This window comes from Komagataeibacter rhaeticus, assembly GCF_003207855.1.
Lineage (GTDB): Bacteria > Pseudomonadota > Alphaproteobacteria > Acetobacterales > Acetobacteraceae > Komagataeibacter > Komagataeibacter rhaeticus.
Map to the genome: position 1 here is coordinate 108,444 of NZ_NKTZ01000001.1, position 17,907 is coordinate 126,350.

Genomic DNA, 17,907 nt, shown 5'->3' on the forward strand with positions numbered 1-17,907 from the left:
GATTGGGCCAGATCGTCTTTCACTTCTTTACGGCATGCACCGCATCGGCCAGCCCGCGCAGCTGTTCCAGCACGGCCGGTACGGTCCGGCTGGTCGCCTTGCCTTCTTCGTCCAGCGTGGTCTCGAGCGTGTTAAGGAGTGCTGAGGCAACCACGGCGGCATCGGCCACGCGCACGGCATTGGCGGCGAGTTCCGGCGTGCGGATGCCAAAGCCGATGGCGATGGGCAGGTCGGTGGCTTTGCGCAGGCGCGGCAGGGCCTGCGCCAGTTCATCGGTGCTGGCGGTGCGGGTGCCGGTCACGCCGGTGATGCTGACGTAATACACAAACCCCGATGCGCCACTGAACACGACGGGCAGACGTTCATCCGGTGTGGTGGGGGCTACAAGGCGGATGATGTCCAGCCCGGCTGCTGCCGCTGGCCCTGCCAGCAGGTCGGATTCCTCCGGTGGCAGGTCAACCACGATCAGGCCGTCCACGCCTGCCTTGCGCGCATCCACGCAGAAGCGTTCCGGCCCGTAGGCCTCGATCGGGTTGGTATAGCCCATCAGGATGATCGGGGTCTCGTCATCGCCTTCACGAAAAGCGCGCACCATTTCCAGCACGCGCTTCATGCTCGATCCGCCCTTCAGCCCGCGCAGCGCGGCCTTCTGGATGGTCGGACCATCGGCGGACGGATCGGAGAAGGGCACGCCCACCTCGATCAGGTCGGCACCCGCACCCGGCATGCCGCGCAGGATGGCAAGCGACGTGTCATAATCCGGGTCGCAGGCTTCCACGTAGGGAATCAGGGCGCCACGGCCGTGCTGGCGCAGGCTGGCGAAGCGGCGGGCGATGCGGCTCACAGTTTTACTCCCAGGCGTTCGGCTACGGTGAAGATGTCCTTGTCCCCCCGGCCGGAGATATTGACCACGAGGATTTTGTCCTTCGCCATGTCCGGCGCGATCTTTGCGGCATAGGCGATGGCGTGCGCACTTTCCAGCGCGGGGATGATGCCTTCGGTGCGGGTGCACAGCTGGAAGGCGTCCAGCGCGTCCTGATCGGTCGCACCCACATATTCCGCGCGCCCGATGTCATTCAGCCATGAATGCTCGGGACCGACACCGGGGTAGTCCAGCCCTGCGCTGATGGAGTGCGCTTCCGTTATCTGTCCGTCCTCATCCTGCATGAGATAGGTGCGGTTGCCGTGCAGCACGCCGGGGCGACCCCGTTCGATGGAGGCGGCGGTCAGGCCACTGTCCAGCCCGCAGCCTGCCGCTTCCACGCCGATCAGTTTGACCTCGGGGTCATCCAGGAAGGGATGGAAGATGCCCATGGCGTTCGACCCGCCGCCAATGGCCGCCACGATCGCATCGGGCAGGCGGCCTTCGGCTTCCATGATCTGCTGCTTCGTTTCCTCACCGATCACGGACTGGAAATCGCGCACCATCTCGGGATAGGGATGCGGGCCAGCCACCGTGCCGACCAGAAAGTAGGTGTCATGCACATTGGTCACCCAGTCGCGCATGGCCTCGTTCATCGCATCCTTCAGCGTGCCGGCACCCGCGGTCACGGGCACGACTTCGGCACCGAGCAGCTTCATGCGGAATACGTTGGGCTTCTGGCGCTCCACATCGGTCGCCCCCATGTAGATCGCGCATTTCATGCCAAACAGCGCGCACACGGTGGCGGTGGCAACACCATGCTGGCCTGCCCCCGTCTCGGCCACGATGCGGGTGCGACCCATGCGGCGCGCCAGCAGGATCTGTCCCATGACGTTGTTGAGCTTGTGGGAGCCGGTGTGGTTCAGCTCCTCGCGCTTCATGTAGATCCTGGCACCGCCAAGCTCTTCGGTCATGCGGCGCGCGAACCATAGTGGGCTGGGACGGCCTACGTAATCCTTCAGGTAATAATCAAGCTCGCGGCGGAACGCGGGGTCGGCCTGGGTGGCGCGGTAGGCGGTTTCCAGTTCAGCCAGCAGCGGCATCAGGGTCTCGGCCACGAAGCGGCCGCCAAAGATGCCAAACCGGCCGCGATTGTCAGGTCCGCTACGCAGGCTGTTGGTGCCTGCCGGTGTCTGTGTTGCGCTCAACTTCGCTACTCCGCAAGAAAGTGGGCGTGGCTTTGTGTTACAGTCATGCAGCCGTCCCGGGCCGCCTGCCGGTTCTGGACCCAATGGCGGCAAAATACCAGCCCCCGACCATGCCGGGCATCTGTAATGATTTGACATGTTTGGTATCGCATGATGGATGGACACCCCCAGAAACGTAAGAAAGACAGCCCATGTTTCTAGCGCATCGCCCGGGCGCTCCGGCCCGGACCGTGAGCACAGCAGCCGATGGGGCGGGGGCTGCATGGCTTGACCTGCTCAACCCCACCCCGGAGGAGGAAGCCCTGGCCGCCCAGGTGACCGGCCTGCGCATTCCCACCCGTTCCCAGCTGGATGAAATCGAGAGTTCGTCGCGCCTGTTCATGGAAGGGGATGCCGTCTACCTGTCCACGCCGCTGGTGCGCAAGACGCCGGATGATTTCTTTGTCTCCCCCGTGGGGTTCGTGCTCATGCACGAGCGGCTGCTAACCGTCCGTTATACCGGTTTCAGCGCCTTTGATGTGGTGGCCCGACAGGTAGCGACCCAGACTACGCCGCTGGGGGCCAATGAAGCCGGCATCCTGCTGCTGGAGGCGGTGGTGGACCGGCTGGCCGATATTCTGGAACATCTGGGGCAGGCGCTGGATGGCATGTCACGCGATGTGTTCCAGTCCGAACAGCCGGGACAGGCCCAGGCGGGCACCCTGCTGCGCAACATGCTGCGCCGGGTGGGGCGGTCGGGTGATCTGGGTTCTTCCGTGCGTGACAGCCTGCTGGGACTGGAACGTATTGCGATCTTTCTGGGTGAAAACAAGCGTCATGACCTGTCGGAGCGGCTGCAGGCACGGCTGGGCACGGTGGAGCGTGATATCCGTTCGCTGAACGATTTCGTCTCCCAGACGGCAAACAAGGTGCAGTTCCTGCTGGATGCGACGCTGGGGTTCATCAGTATCGAGCAGAATAACGGCATGAAGATACTGACCGTGGTCAGCTTTATTGGCGTGGCACCGACGCTGGTGGCGGGCATCTATGGCATGAATTTCCATGACATACCGGAACTGAACTGGAAATACGGCTACTGGTATTCGCTTGTCCTTATGGCGGCGACGGTGGTGCTGCCGCTGCTGTGGTTCTGGCGCCGGGGCTGGCTGGGCCGGAACCAGTAGCGTCTGTCCTGATTTGGATACGATCCTGATACGAGATTATTTTAACAATTTTTGTTTCCAAAAAGGGATGAAGCAACATAAAATAAAGTTCATGTTCATGTAAGGAACATGCATCAATTGGGATGCCGGTCTGGATCTGCTGATGGGGGAACGATCACTATGAAGCCAGGTTGCAGGATTGGGTATGTCCTAGGCATCACCATGGGCCTGACGGTCCTTTCCTCCGCCGCAAAGGCGCAGGTGCAGGTTTTTTCCGGTCTGAAACCCGATAGCGGGGTCACGCGCTGGCTCAGGGACATCACACTGACCGGCCAGATCGAAGGCGGCATCATGGCCAATCCCGCCCGCCCCCAGCCCGGCTACAATTTTGGCGATTTCTTTGCCGACCATGCCAATCAGGTGCAGCTGAACCAGCTTGAATTCACCCTGAACAAGGCTATCGATTCCAGCGTGAACAAATATCAGGTCGGCTTCACGCTGGAGGCAATGTACGGCTCCGATGCCCGCTACTACCATCTGGTGGGCATCAGCGACCGTGAATGGAGCAACCGCTACCAGCTTATTCCGGCGCAGGCGCATATGGATGTGCATCTGCCATGGGTGACCAAAGGAGGGCTGGACATGCAGGCGGGCATCCTGCAGGCCCCGATGGGGGTGGAAGGGCTCGACCCCGCCTCCCGTGCGTTCTACACGCTGGCCTATACATCTGAATATTCCGTGCCGTTCCAGCATGTGGGGGCGATGTTCAACTGGCACGTCACCCCCATGGTGGACGTGACCTTCGGCATTGATACCGGTAACCAGACAACCTTTGGCCGGTCGGACAACAATAATGCGCCGGCGGGCTATTTCGGCTTCAACCTGAACAATCTGGCCCATGGCAAGCTGAAGATCGTGGAACTGAGCCGCGTGGGGCCGGAAGATTCGTGGCGTCTGATCGGTCATTACGAGGCCGACCATGCCAACCGCTTCTGGAACGACATCAACGCAACCTACCAGGTCAATGACCGCCTGACGCTGACGGCCGAGTTCAATTACCTGCATGATGAGGGCGTGCGCGGCCTTGGGGCGAAGGGGCAGTTTGCCGGGGCGGATGCGGAAAGTTTCGTCAGCTTCCTGAGCTACAAGGTCAACGACAGCCTGACCTTCAACTATCGTGGTGAAATCTACCGCGACAACAACAATTCCATGGTCGCCACCTTCATCGGCAACAACTCCTACATGGAAGCCATTGCCGGGACGGGGGGGCTGGTCATGGCCGGGCCTTCTTCCTCAAGCCACGGCACGACCTATGGCGAAATGACGCTGAACATGAGTTACCGCCCGAACCTTGGGCACCATGTGCGCGTGTTCCAGATCCGCCCGGAAATCCGCTTTGACCGCTCGCTCAACGGCAGCACGCCGTTCAATGGGGGCCGCAACAACGGCATGTTCACCTTTGGTGGGGATGCGGTGATCGGGTTCTGATCCCTCACCGCATGGCGGGACACAGGGCAGGGGCGGTCAGGCCAGTGCATTGTAAACAGGGATATGGATGGGATATTGACCTGATCCAGTGGGTGCATGGCTGGTGAACGATCAGCCGGTCCGAGGCCGGGACAGGCCATGCCACCCGGACACTGGATTTGGAATGGCCTATGCCAGACGTATGGATTGATACCCGTGGTACGGCCCTGGACGGGGGCACAGGCATTGCGACCTATGCTACAGGGCTGGCCAGCACGCTTGAGCGGATGGGTATTACGCCAGACTTCCTGCGGCTGGCGCCAACTGGTGCACCCATGGCGGCCCGTCCTGGTGCCCTTGCGGTGGTATCCTGCATTCTGAAAGCACTGACCCCGTGGGTGGGGATAAGGCAGGACCGTATGGGGCATCCGTACCTGCCGTACATGTTCCGTATGGGCAACACGCATCTGCGGTGTTTTGGCAGGCCTCTGTGCCTGAAGGCCGCGGCACCACCCACGGTCATGCACTGGACCTATCCGCTGCCGCTAAAGGTCAAGAATGCGGTCAACATCACCACGATACATGACATCATACCCCTGCTGAATCCTGACCTGACCGGAATTAACCCTGTCAGGATGAAGAGGGTCCTGCGTGCCGTTACGCGAAATATGGATCATATCATAACGGTGACGGAAACGGTCAGGCAGCAGGTGATCACGCATCTGGGTGTGGATAAAAGCCGCATTACCAATCTGTACCAGTGTGCCGGTATCAGCGTTGAAGAGGCACGATTGCTGCCAGAGGCTGAACGCATCGCGCCAGCGGATGCATTTGTATGTGTGGGACGTGTGGAAGCGCGAAAAAATATCCGTCGTCTGGTTATTGCCCATGGCATGAGTAAAACCCGCCGCCCGCTTGTCATTATCGGGCCGGATGGGGACGACCGTCCCGATCTGTCACCGGTGCAGGCTGGCCAGACAATCATCCGCGTGCCCTGGTGCGCCCGGCCATCCCTGCTCCGGGCGATGGCGGAAGCACGGGCACTGCTTTTCCCTTCGCTGGCGGAGGGATTTGGCCTGCCCATCATTGAAGCCATGTCTCTTGATATACCCGTCATGACGTCCATGGGCGGCGCTACGGAAGAGGTGTCCGGTGGCGCTGCATTGCTGGTCGATCCACTGGATATCGACCAGATGTGCAAGATCATTTGTGTATTGGATGGCATGGATGCGGAAAAGCGGGAGAATCTGTGTAAGAATGGTCGGGAAAGGGCAAATTTCTTTTCGATTGATTCCCAGGCTGCGCGAATGAAAGTATTTTATAAAAATCATGCGATTGGTTAAGTTGCAAACAACATATATTTTTGTTTTGGAAATTATAATTTTTTAATTACTTGATGATTCATTGTTTCTGTAGGGATGGCGGAACGCATCATGCAGCGTGAACCGTTTTGCGTGTCCATGCCGGTATCCGGGTATGTCAGGCCCGTGCATACGGATATCCGTAACCCTGGGTTGTGTGCGCATTTCATAGAACCGGAAGGTGGTTGCGATGCCGACAGTATGGTGTGGGGGTAAAACCATTGTCGTGGCACGCCGGAGCTGGCGTTAACAGGATGTGTCGGTTCCCGGACCGGTTCAATATATGTATGGTCAGCCAGAATATGAACTGATAAAAGGGCCGCCTGTCGATTTTTTATCTGCCATGGATGTATGTTCCACTCGGCTCAGTTTTCTGCCGGTTTCTTAATCACTTGCCAGGGTGTTACATTGACCAAATTCTGTTTCCTGAAAGACATGGGGCCAGTTCAGCATCGTGCATTGAGCAGGAAGCGCCTTGCTGTCATGGGCGGAGCACTCATGTTTCTGGCAGGGTGCAATGCCCTGCCCAATAGTGGTCCGACAGAGTCTCAGATCAATCACGCCCAGCAAAATCCCAAAAAGAATGCTGTAGGCTACGGCATCGTTCAGATCAGCCTTGACCTCATCACGTTACTGGACAGCGAAGGGCCGCCATCTTTCAGCAGTCTTGACGCCGATAACGTGCCGGTAGCCCCAGGCAAGAACGATACGGTTGGCCCGGGGGATATTCTCCAGGTATCCATATACGAAGTCGGCAGTTCGCTTTTTAGTGCCAGTAGCGCGACCATGCTTGCATCCAGTGCAAGCGGAACCAATACGCTGCCCAGCAGTGCGTCTTCCTCTACATTGCCGCCAGTTGTCGTTGATGGCAGTGGAAATATTCTGGTTCCGTTCGCAGGCCAGATCCATGTAACGGGCATGACCGCACATCAGGTGGCTGACGCCATCCTGGCCCGGTTGAAGCAGAAATCGCAGTCGCCCCAGGTCCTGGTCAGGATTGCGAGCGATATTGCCAATTCGGTTATGGTCTATGGTGGGGTGCGTATGCCCAGCCGTATACCCCTGACGCCAAACCGTGAGCATATTCTTGATGTCATTGCGCTGGCCGGGGGAGTGGACCATACGACCCAGGCTGACGAGGATTATATGATCCGGCTTGTCCGTAATGGACATATTGCCGAAATGCCCCTTAAGGTTATTGAAAATGAACCTGCACAGAATATTGCCATGCAACCTGGTGACCGGGTTCAGGTAATATATCATCCCCGTACTTTTTCGGTATTTGGTGCGAGTGGCAAGATTACCCAGACACGGTTCTCCATGCCCACATTGACCATGGCGGAAGCCGTGGCGCGTGTAGGGGGGCCTGTGGAATCACGGGCTGATCCGAACGGGATCTATGTTTTCCGGTATGAGAATGCCGATGTCCTGCGTCGTCTGGGCCTTCCTGTTGATGAAAAGGCATCGGTTGCACCCGTGGTCTATCAGCTGGACATGATGAACCCCAGCAACTACTTCCTGGCGCAGAAGTTCATGATGCGGGACAAGGATCTGATCTACATTGCCAATGCTTCGAGCAACAGATTCTACAAATTCTTTGGCCTGATCACGACCGTTATTTCTACTGCCGAATAACCCCTTTTGTTGAACACCATGCGCAATGCTACATGCAGGAATCCGGGCATGTAGCATCTTGCCCGCCTGCTTCACGGCTGTTATGCCGCATGCTTATAAAAGGCTGTTTGAAAAATCAGCAGGAGATATATCCTGCAATCATAAAATCGGGTCCGGGTGAAGCTTTTTCCTGAAGGCTTCAGCAGATGTCGCCTTTCTGAAAATAAGGCGACACCCTCGATCTGTAAGAAATATTTGAAAACAACTCATTGTAAAAAACAATAAAATTTTTTGGGTGCCACCTTTTTTAAAAGTGGCGTTCTTTCGAAGCTTTTGCAAAAAGCTTCACCAAAAAATTTCTTTAATTTTAAAGCACGATCATGAGCTGACTTATCAAACAGTCTCTAAGGTTTTTCGGAATGAATCGTTTTCAAATGGTCTTCGGGATATTATCGTAATACATCCTGATATAAAGCCTTCAGCCGGTCAGCATAACGATCTGGAGAATAGGTTGCCGCCTGTATGGGGCCTTTTGCTTTGAGATTGTTATAGATGGTATCGTCCCTGTCTATTTTTATGATACCGGAGGCAATGCTGTTGGTATCATAGGCATCAACGATCATTGCCGCATCACCAACAACTTCAGGTAGACCACCTTCCGAGGAGCAGATTACGGGTGTACCGCAGACCAGTGCCTCAAGAGCGGGCAGGCCAAAACCTTCTGCAAGTGAAGGAAAAAGCAGGCCGCGTGCATTGATCAATAATGAAGTTAATAAATAACGGGGAAGGTATTCCGTGTGAATAATACGACCAGTATCAATTCCATGTTGCAGGAAACGTAATTCCTTATCATTTTTCCATCCCATTGCCCCAACGATCACCAGTTTCCTTGATGAACTGCTGGCAAGAAATGCCTCTATCAGTCGACCGATATTTTTCTTTGGCTCCAATGATCCAAAAAACACAAAATATCCATCACGATCTATATTGAAAATACGACCGACTTCATTAAAATTTTCATTCTTTATATGATTGTGTATGTCTTCATCATAGGTTTGGTATGCATTATGTATACGTCCGCTGGCTTCCGGGAAGAAAGATAGAATTTCATTTCTGGAGGATTCTGATACGGTGCATATTTTCCCCTGCCCCGAGCAGATATCTTTAATCAGATTATAATAACTACTTTTGTTATCTAGTGTTGTTTGTGGAAGGCGCAGGGGAACAAGGTCATGCAATGTATATATATTTATGGATTGATTTAGTTTTATGGGAAGTGGATAAGTCCAGTGCATTATTTTTGGTGGATTTTTGACCTCTATTTCTATGAATTTTCCAGTTTTTCTATAATAACGATGTGCTTTTTTAAAAATATTACGGATATTTATGATGCGGTCGTTTTTCGGAAGATGACTTTCAAAGCCGCGTGTCTCGACACGGCCACTTAAAAATATTTCTCCTGACCGCCAGTCTTTCATCTGTTGGAGATTGCGCCACCAGCCTAATGAAAAGGGAGAGGACGATTTGACAATTTTCTCGTCGGCTAAATTGTTAAAGAACTGTACTTCCCGTAGCGCGGGTGGGCTATCACAGGGAATATCAAGGCCATATAGTAGATCTACACCATATTTCATCTTGTGTATGGTATTGGCAAGTGTTCGTGCATATGTCGCCACCCCTGTTCCCTTGGGAAGGGCAAGGTTGAGGCCATCAATTCCGACAGACAATTTATTCATGATACTTACTAAACTAATGTCCCGCTGGTTTGGCAACAAATGACATCATACTGTGTTTTCCGTAAAGCAGCATGAAGTATGATTACATATATCTTGAATCCCTTTATAATGCCAGAAGAAAGCGTTTGATGCAAAATGGATGTCCCCGCGGCAGCGGGTTTGGCATGCCTGCCCAAGGTACACATATGACAGGGATCCGGTCAGCCTGAAACTGGCATCCTGGAGCAATCAGGGTACGCGCTGGTTTGCCGCATGGATGCAGGATGTCGTGGCCGATGTTACGACTTTTATCCATATGTACAGCGAAAATTCCAGGCATGACAAAGGGACGTACCACCGGGCAGGCTCTCGCTTCGGTTAATCGCTTCTGCTAAAAGACAGCAAGTGGCTGGATATTTTTTCTTATTCAGATAGTGTTATTGAAAATTTTCATTGATTCATGACCTAAGCCACCAGTTAATATCGGAGATAAGTATTAAATGGAAAAATTTCTGCCTCTTTTGAAAAGGAAATATAAGAAGTTACTTAGTCAAGCTGATATATGCCGGGATAAAGGTGACTGGTCAGGCGCGATTACCTATTATGAAAAAAGTCTGGAGATCAATCCCGACAGACGGGACATCTGGGTGCAGCTTGGCCATGCCCTGAAGGAAGCCAATTTCCCCGAAAAGGCCCTGGAAGCCTATCGTTCTGCCTGCGCCTTACCGGGAAACGATGGTGATGCCCCCCTGCATTTTGGGCTTCTGGCCCAAAGAATGAACAAACTCGTCCTTGCCATGGCAGGCCGGCGCCAGTTACTGCAGGAGAACCCCGATCATCCTGATGCAGACCATATATATTCTTACGAAAGACTGCTGGAGGAAGCGCATACCTGCCGGGATGAAGGAGACTGGTCAGGCGCGATTACCTATTATGAAAAAAGTCTGGAAATCGATCCCGACAGACGGGACATCTGGGTGCAGCTTGGCCATGCCCTGAAAGAAGCCGGTTTTCTCGACAAAGCCCTGGCAGTTTACCGTCATGCCAGCACATTGCCCGGGAATGATGGTGATGCCCCCCTGCATTTCGGGCTTCTGGCCCAAAGAATGAACAAACCCGTCCTTGCCATGGCAGGCCGGCGCCAGTTACTGCAGGAGAACCCCGATCATCCTGATGCAGACCATATATATTCTTACGAAAGACTGCTGGAGGAAGCGCATACCTGCCGGGATGAAGGAGACTGGTCAGGCGCGATTACCCAATATGAAAAAAGTCTGGAAATCGATCCCGACAGACGGGATATCTGGGTGCAACTTGGCCATGCCCTGAAAGAAGCCGGTTTTCTCGACAAAGCCCTGGCAGTTTACCGTCATGCCAGCACATTGCCCGGGAATGATGGTGATGCCCCCCTGCATCTGGGCCTTCTGGCCCAGAGAATGGCCAATATTCCTCTGGCTCTGACGGGTCTGACCCAGGCCTTGCAGGAAAAACCTGATCACCCCGATGCGCTTCGTGAGCTGGACAATATTAAACATGCGACCCAGGGGCCGCGGCATATTATTGTCAAGGAACCGGGGCAGATCCTGAAGCGTGATGTAGCCATCCTTATTACCCATGTACCCGCAGGGCGCCTGAAGCCCCATGTCCTGCCGTATATGAAACAGTTGCGGGATGCTGGCCTGCTGGTCATTCTTGTTGCCGTTGTTGACCGTCCGGTGGAATTTACTGAAGAAGAGAGTGCCGCAGCCAATGGCATCATCGTGCGGGATAATGCCGGCTACGATTTCGGGGCATGGCAACATGCCTTCCAGCTTTATCCTGACCTATTCGGCGTAAATTTCCTTATCATAACCAATGATAGCGTCATACCTACGCTGGAGAGCGATGTATTCCAGAGGATGATCGACCGTATCCGGAGCTGTCCAACGGATATTGCCGGGCTTACGGCAAGCCATGAATATGGTTGGCATATTCAGAGCTATTTTCTCGGCTTTAAACCAAAGGCGCTCCGTTCTTTGGTGTTCAATGATTTTATTCGCAATATAGAACGAATTGATGATAAAGATACGGTAATCCGTATATATGAAATCCCGTTCGCCAAAATAATGCAGGCAGGCGGCCTTACAATCAGGGCGATTTATACAAGTCCTGTCGCGGCCAATCCGACCATTTTTGGCTGGAAGGAACTGATCGATCAGGGTTTTCCTTTCATTAAACTGCTCATGCTGCGCAAGGAATTCGCAGCCTCTACAGGGCACAAGAAATTTCTCAGGAAATTGCAGAAGAGCTGGCCTGCCGTCCTGCAGAAGACAGGCTTTGACATCAATCTGGTCCGGGCTTCGCTTCTTGCAGGGGAACTTTCCGACCTGCCCGTCGGGGCAGAACGCGGGCTGCTGGTCGACAGACAGCCCTATACGGTCATCCTGCCGGACCATCGCCTGCGTGTGGCCTGTCTTGGGCCATGGAATTATGAAGGCAGGATCGGTGTGGCAAGCCGTGAACTGCTATGCACGCTACGGCGCGCCGACATTCAACTTAATGCCTATCCCATTGCCAGACCTTATCATGACCATCAGCAGATATGTCCCGCCATAGAGACGATCGACTTTCATACCCAGCCAGACATTGCCCTGATCCAGTTTGATTCGCTCTGTGCGGAAATGCTGACCGATGCGCAGCATGCTGTCATCGCGTCCGCCAAGCAGCGTATCGGGTACTGGACAACAGAAATGGACAGCCTGCCGCCAGCCTGGCACAAGCAGTGTAAGGGGATGGACCGGATATGGGTGGCTAGTCCACGTTGCGCGGCTTTGCTGGCTGGCAAGGTCAGTGTGCCGGTGGATGTCGTACCCCGTGCCGTTTACATGCCTGCCTCCATCGCGTCGCAGCGTCAAACCATCTTGCAACGTAGCCGGATCGATCCGGACAGCCACATTATTTTTGGCGTTGTGGACATGGGCGATATGCTGGCACGGGAAAATACCGCTGCACTGCTTGACGCCTTTGCCCGGTCTGGCCTGGCACAGGAAAATTGGACGCTGGTTCTGGTGCGTCGAGGTGCCCATACAGAACCGGAAGCCGAAAAAAATCTGTCCGCACTGATGACCCGGACAACTGGCGTCTATGTCCTTGAAGGCCATGTGGATGGCAATGAGGCAGGCAGTCTCTTCAATATATCCGACATCTATGTCTGCCTGCATTCTGCATTGGACGCGAGACAGACCGCTGCCGAAGCCATGGCCATGGGCAAATCGGTCATCGCGCCCGACAGTACGGATATCGCGGAATTCCTGGATAAAAGTTGCGGCTACCCCGTGGCATCCGCACAGGAAATGGGCACGGCCAGCACAGACCGGACCGCACCGGGATACCCGGGCGGCAGGATGGATGAAGCCGCCATGGCAGGCGCACTGGTAAAGGCGGCAGGAGCCGTTGCGAACCGGGACCCTGCCATTGGCATGGCCGCCAGGGAAAAAATTTCACGTCTGTTTTCTGCCGACACGATAGCACACACGATCATGGCGCGTCTGTCAGATGTTGTGGCCAGCACCCAGCCCGACCGGACAACGCTCCCGCACAAGCGGCGGCCGATGACCCATTTGCCCCAGCCCCCCCAGGTCAATCCCACTTTTGCGTCCGCACAGGAATTCGATGCATTCGTACCTGCAGATGGTGTGATGCCTGTCCGGCTTGCCCGTGATCTTTCATGGAATGAAAAACCGCTTCCTGAAGGTGCAGCGGATGACTGGCTGTTTTTCGCGCCCCATAACGCCTATGTCTCCCCCGATGTTGTTTCCCTGCTTCTGGATGCGGCGGAACGGCGGCCGGATGTCGTGCTGTTCTATGCGGACGATATTGCCGCGGAAGAAGACATGCTCAACCGGATCCGCCTGAAACCGGATTTTGACCGCACATTACTGGCGGCACAGGATTATATCGGCGCACCTGTTTTTATTCGTCGTCACACCCTTCTGGAAGTGGGCGGACTGGATTCCCGGCATGGCACGGCGGTTCTTTACGATCTTGTCCTCCGCGTGGCTGAAGCGGGAAAAACGATAAGCCGGATCCCGCATGTCCTGGTCGGTTATAAGGGCCAGCGCCCCGTTGCGGACACCCAGGCGCGTTGTATCGCCCTGTCCGCGCAGGCGTCTGGTGATGGTATCGAATTCGCTCCTGGCAACAGCGCCGGGCTACTCTCGCAGCAAAGGCGTTTCACGGATGATGCGTGCCCGTCCGTCTCGATCGTGATTCCGACCTGCCGGAGCCGGGTATCCGGGTCGGACAAGACCTATGTGGAACATCTTCTGGCCGGGATTGCCCAGGCCCGCTGGCCCATGGACAGGGTAACCGTGATTGTCGGTGATGACGTTGCGGGGGAACCGGACTGGGCGAAGCGCGAATGGCCTTTCGCGTTCAGGCGGATTGAAACCGTAAGGCCGTCAGGCACATGCTTCAACTATGCAGCGAAGATGAACCGGCTGTGGCGAAGTGCTTCGGATGAATACATCATTTTCCTTAACGACGACGCGAACCCGCTTACGCCTGACTGGATAAGGGCCATGCTGGGCTTCGCATGCGATAAAACGGTCGGAGGTGTGGGCGCGCGTCTTTATTACGAGGACGGCAGCCTTCAGCACGCAGGCGTATTTCCTGCCTTCGGGGCTGTTGTCCACGCCTGGCTCAACTGGCCCGCCGGTGCAAAAACCTATCAGGACTGGGCCCTGGCCCAACGTGAGTGGTCCATGGTCACAGGTGCGGTGTTTGCAACCAGACGAACGGTGCTGGAGCGGATAAACGGGTTTGACGAACGCTTCAGCCTTGAATTCAATGATATCGACCTGTGCCTGCGCATTCGGAATCTGGGGTACCGCCTTGTTTACAACCCGGATGCAGTCTTTACCCATGCGGAGAAAATCTCCCGTGGCGAGACGATTCCGCCTGGGGAAGAACGGGCCCTTTTCCTGTCACGGTGGTCCCGCTGGCTTGAAAATGATCCGGCTTCCCATCCCCGGTTTGCCAGGGGGCGGCTGGATCTGGTGGCGGAACCGGAAGCCAGGGCATGGTACGCATGACGGTCGGACGGGGGAAAAGGGCACGCTTTCGATGCCCTTGAAACCTGTGTATTTATTGAATAAAATGGGTGTCAGCTAAGATTTTTACAAAAATTGTTAAGTTTTTGGAAGCATAATGAAAATATTATTAAGTGGGGGATGCGGATTTATTGGTTCTGCTGTGGTAAGGCATCTTATCCACAATACGGAACATGGCGTCATCAATGTAGATTGCATGACCTATGCGGCCTCTCCCGATAGCGTGGCGGAAGTCGCGTCCAGTGACCGCTACCTTCATAGTTCCGCCAGCATCCTTGATGCCGCGGCGATGCAGCACCTGTTTGAAACCCATCAGCCTGATGCCGTCATGCATCTTGCGGCGGAAAGCCATGTGGACCGTTCCATTGATGGGCCGGGTGTGTTCATGCAGACCAATGTGATGGGCACGTACACATTGCTGGAAGCCGCTCATCGCTACTGGAAAGGGCTGGATGGCAGCCGTCGGAAGGCGTTCCGCTTCCATCATATCTCCACCGACGAAGTCTTCGGCCATCTGGAACCGGGCGAGCCGCCCTTTACCGAAACCACACCCTATGATCCCCGCAGTCCCTATTCCGCGTCCAAGGCGGCATCCGACCATATCGTGCGCGCGTGGTACCATACCTATGGCCTGCCCACTTTCGTAACCAACACCACGAACAACTACGGGATCTGGCACTTCCCTGAAAAGCTCATCCCGCTTGTCACCATCAACGCCATCGAAGGGAAGGAACTGCCGGTTTACGGCAGGGGTGAAAACATTCGCGACTGGCTGTTCGTGGAAGATCATGCCGAGGCCCTGGTCAAGGCGATCGAACGCGGGCAGCCGGGTGAAACCTACGCTATTGGTGCGCGCCAGCCCCGCACGAACCTGCAGGTTGTCAAGACCATCTGTGCCGTGCTGGATGAACTGGTGCCTGATCCCGAAGGGCCGCGTGAACGCCTGATCCGTTTTGTCACGGACCGTCCCGGTCATGATTTCCGTTACGAGATTGATCCCAGCCACGCCGAACAGGCGCTGGACTGGAAAGCCCGGCACGATTTTGAAACCGGCATCCGGCGTACCATCCAGTGGTATCTGGATAACCGCGCCTGGTGGGAAGGTATTCGCGCGCAGCGCTACACAGGACAAAGACTGGGAACCAAGGCATGAAAACCACATCCGTGACACAGTCCCGGCCGATGAAGGGCATCCTGCTGGCCGGTGGGTCCGGGACGCGCCTGCATCCTATGACACTGGCAACATCAAAACAGTTTTGAACAAGATGTATCTGGAAGAAGGCACGCTGAATGTTGACCAGTTGGGACGTGGATGCGCCTGGCTGGATGCCGGCATGCCCGACAGCCTGATGCAGGCCGGTAATTTCGTGCAGACCATTCAGTCACGCCAGGGCATGCTGGTCGGTTCGCCCACCGAAGTTGCGTTCCGCATGGGTTATATAGATCGTGATGCCCTGCTGGCACAGGCCGGGAAGATGGCAAAGACCGAACTGGGTCACATGCTTCGGTTTGTGGGACTGGAGCATAGTCCCGGGCATTGACCCTGTTTTTCTGAAATCGCAGTCAGGCTGGCCCGTTGGTCCTGCCGTTGCATTGTGTAGTGCATGACGAAGCCATGAGGCGGGGAGCAGGGTCATACGCGACCTGCCCCCCATGCACGCCATAAAATGCAACTGAGTGTCAGAGGTTGTTTGGAAAGCCTGACCAGAAGATATCTGGCAATCATAAGAAAGTCTTGGATAAAGCGTTTTTCAAACAGCCACTGTGTCATATCCAGGTGTGGATTGGGCACGGAGCAATTCGGTAAACGCCAGTTGCAGGTGATACAGGGAGGTAGACGGAATTTTGTCGACCTTGGGGCTACCATCAAAACGGCGATGGTCAATCCATGTACCCAAGGGGGCATGGTCCAGATAATGGCGGAACAGGTTATCAACAGTCACGCTGATCTGGGGAGATGTATCCAGTCCGAATGTTTCCATCATCGCAATATGTGCCTTTAACGCTTCCGTCTGGGGCCAGAGGCGGCTGTCTCTGCTCAGGGGGGCACCAGTGGACCTGATCTGGTCATAAATGAGACCAGTGTGCGCGTCGGTGCCGTGACAGGTGGCAAAGGCATAAAGACGTTGGACATCATCCAGCGTTGCCAGTCCAAGCAGACGGTGTGCACGCACCAGAATCCATACCCATTCCAGCATATGGCCCGGCTCGATAATATGTCCCTCTGCGGAATCCAGCGGCTTCCAGTCGGCAGTGAAAAATTCACGCAGGACACCTGTTTTGCGGTCTATGATATGATGCAGGAAAAGATCGGCCACCTGATGCGCCAACGCAGCGAAGCGCGCGTCACCACTGGCATCAAGCATTTCGAGCGCCGCTTCCATGATATGCATATGGGGGTTCTGCTGTCGTGGCCCGGAAGTGCCCGTATCGGCCAGCCAGCCAAGGCCTCCGGGTGCCTTCAGGTCACTATTCAGGGTGGTGATCACCCCGGCAGCGCTTTCAATCAATGCCGGGTCGCGCGTCAATCGATAACGCCACGCATGGGCCAGTAGCACGAAGGCCAGATCATAGGCATCGCTGGTCGGGTCAATAATGACACCGGTGCGATCCATGCGCCGTGCCCACCCCCCGTCACCACGCCGGGCATGCCTATCGAAAAATTGCCAGCAGTTATCAGAAATTTCGCGTGCGCCAGGGAGACCCAGAAGAGCGGCCTGTGAAAAGCAGTATAACTGCCGGGCCTGCGCGCGTACGCGCTTGAACGGTGCCCCGCCATCACGACCGGCCAGATCAAGGTATTCGACAAAGCCACCATGCACCCGGTCCACGCCATGCGCCGCCCAATAAGGCCAGGCATGATCATACAGCCAGGTCTGAACCCGCATGCATTCCTGCTTCATCCGTGTTCCCGTGCTCATCTGGGAAAATCCATGCCCGATCGGTCAACTGCCGGTTGCCTGACCTGTGGCAGGTTATCCCCGGTGAAGACTGCTCCTTCAATTCCAACTTACTGCAGTTGCCGCCACGTTCCTATCGGCAGTGCCAATCATGCCCGTATGCGTGTGATCCACATCATAATCTTTCATCCGTGGAATTAGCATGCCTGATGCAGGCTTGCACATTGGCGAAATGTGTCATTAAGCCATGAATCATGTTTTTCGAATGTTGGGGTCACAGGCTATGCCATTGGCGTTCCTGCCTCGCGTAATGTCGCGTCATTCACACGTTTTCTCAGCATAGTCGCCGCATCCAGCGTGCGGATTGTGGTATTCTTTTGCATCAGGTTACTTATTGCCCAATCTGAGTATTCCCCGAGCGCATGGATCAGTCACGGTAGCCGGGGATACCATCCTTCATTGGATCAGACGTAACTGATGCCATCTGTTTTTGCTGACCAGATCGGACTGGGAAGTAGCGGACTGCTTCCCCATAAAGTTTCTGCCTT

Annotated in this window: 11 protein-coding genes and 1 pseudogene; 8 read left to right on the plus strand and 4 right to left on the minus strand. The window is 55.3% G+C overall.

The features are described from left to right. Positions 1–19 precede the first annotated feature (19 nt). Together trpA and trpB are read right to left on the minus strand one after the other, a co-directional pair. The gene (gene trpA, locus CFR78_RS00545; RefSeq protein ID WP_034930201.1) at positions 20–844 is read right to left on the minus strand and encodes a tryptophan synthase subunit alpha; all 825 of its coding nucleotides are present in this window, start codon (positions 842–844) and stop codon (positions 20–22) included. Next, positions 841–2,070 (minus strand): tryptophan synthase subunit beta, encoded by a 1,230-nt coding sequence (gene trpB / locus CFR78_RS00550; RefSeq protein WP_034930199.1) that lies wholly within the window; start codon positions 2,068–2,070, stop codon positions 841–843. The genes trpA and trpB overlap by 4 nt, the downstream gene beginning before the upstream one ends. A gap of 191 nt (positions 2,071–2,261) precedes the next feature. On the opposite strand from trpB, the gene CFR78_RS00555 reads away from it, so the two are divergent. The 4 genes from CFR78_RS00555 (at position 2,262) to CFR78_RS00570 (ending at position 7,675) form a co-directional block, all read left to right on the plus strand. Further along, entirely contained in the window at positions 2,262–3,233 is a 972-nt protein-coding gene (locus CFR78_RS00555; RefSeq protein WP_034930197.1) for a magnesium transporter CorA family protein, read from the plus strand. Between the two features lie 201 nt (positions 3,234–3,434). Beyond that, a complete protein-coding gene (locus tag CFR78_RS00560; RefSeq protein WP_007397194.1) occupies positions 3,435–4,700 on the plus strand; it encodes an outer membrane beta-barrel protein in 1,266 nt (421 codons plus the stop codon). A 170-nt stretch (positions 4,701–4,870) separates the two neighbouring features. Further along, positions 4,871–6,022: a glycosyltransferase family 4 protein gene (locus CFR78_RS00565; protein WP_034930190.1), complete on the plus strand. Its 1,152-nt coding sequence runs from the start codon at positions 4,871–4,873 to the stop codon at positions 6,020–6,022. 501 nt (positions 6,023–6,523) lie between these two features. Further along, positions 6,524–7,675 (plus strand): polysaccharide biosynthesis/export family protein, encoded by a 1,152-nt coding sequence (locus tag CFR78_RS00570; RefSeq protein ID WP_240471386.1) that lies wholly within the window; start codon positions 6,524–6,526, stop codon positions 7,673–7,675. A 428-nt stretch (positions 7,676–8,103) separates the two neighbouring features. Here CFR78_RS00570 and CFR78_RS00575 read toward each other — a convergent pair whose 3' ends face one another. Next, positions 8,104–9,390: a glycosyltransferase family 4 protein gene (locus CFR78_RS00575; RefSeq protein WP_034930526.1), complete on the minus strand. Its 1,287-nt coding sequence runs from the start codon at positions 9,388–9,390 to the stop codon at positions 8,104–8,106. A 479-nt stretch (positions 9,391–9,869) separates the two neighbouring features. On the opposite strand from CFR78_RS00575, the gene CFR78_RS00580 reads away from it, so the two are divergent. The 4 genes and pseudogenes from CFR78_RS00580 to CFR78_RS00595 all read left to right on the plus strand — a co-directional run. Beyond that, a complete protein-coding gene (locus tag CFR78_RS00580; protein ID WP_110580940.1) occupies positions 9,870–14,441 on the plus strand; it encodes a tetratricopeptide repeat protein in 4,572 nt (1,523 codons plus the stop codon). A gap of 115 nt (positions 14,442–14,556) precedes the next feature. Beyond that, complete coding sequence (gene rfbB / locus CFR78_RS00585) at positions 14,557–15,612, plus strand: dTDP-glucose 4,6-dehydratase (protein WP_034930518.1); 1,056 nt, start codon at positions 14,557–14,559, stop codon at positions 15,610–15,612. Positions 15,613–15,641: 29 nt separating this feature from the next. Further along, positions 15,642–15,719, plus strand: a complete 78-nt coding sequence (locus tag CFR78_RS16760; protein WP_223846716.1) for a sugar phosphate nucleotidyltransferase — start codon at positions 15,642–15,644, stop codon at positions 15,717–15,719. After that, positions 15,710–16,000 (plus strand): annotated as a pseudogene (locus tag CFR78_RS00595) (glucose-1-phosphate thymidylyltransferase); the annotation flags it as partial. The gene CFR78_RS16760 and the pseudogene CFR78_RS00595, both read left to right, overlap by 10 nt. A gap of 210 nt (positions 16,001–16,210) precedes the next feature. On the opposite strand, the gene CFR78_RS00600 reads toward CFR78_RS00595, so the two are convergent. Beyond that, positions 16,211–17,380, minus strand: coding sequence for an AGE family epimerase/isomerase (locus CFR78_RS00600; RefSeq protein WP_034930513.1), 1,170 nt, complete (start codon positions 17,378–17,380; stop codon positions 16,211–16,213). Positions 17,381–17,907 lie beyond the last annotated feature (527 nt).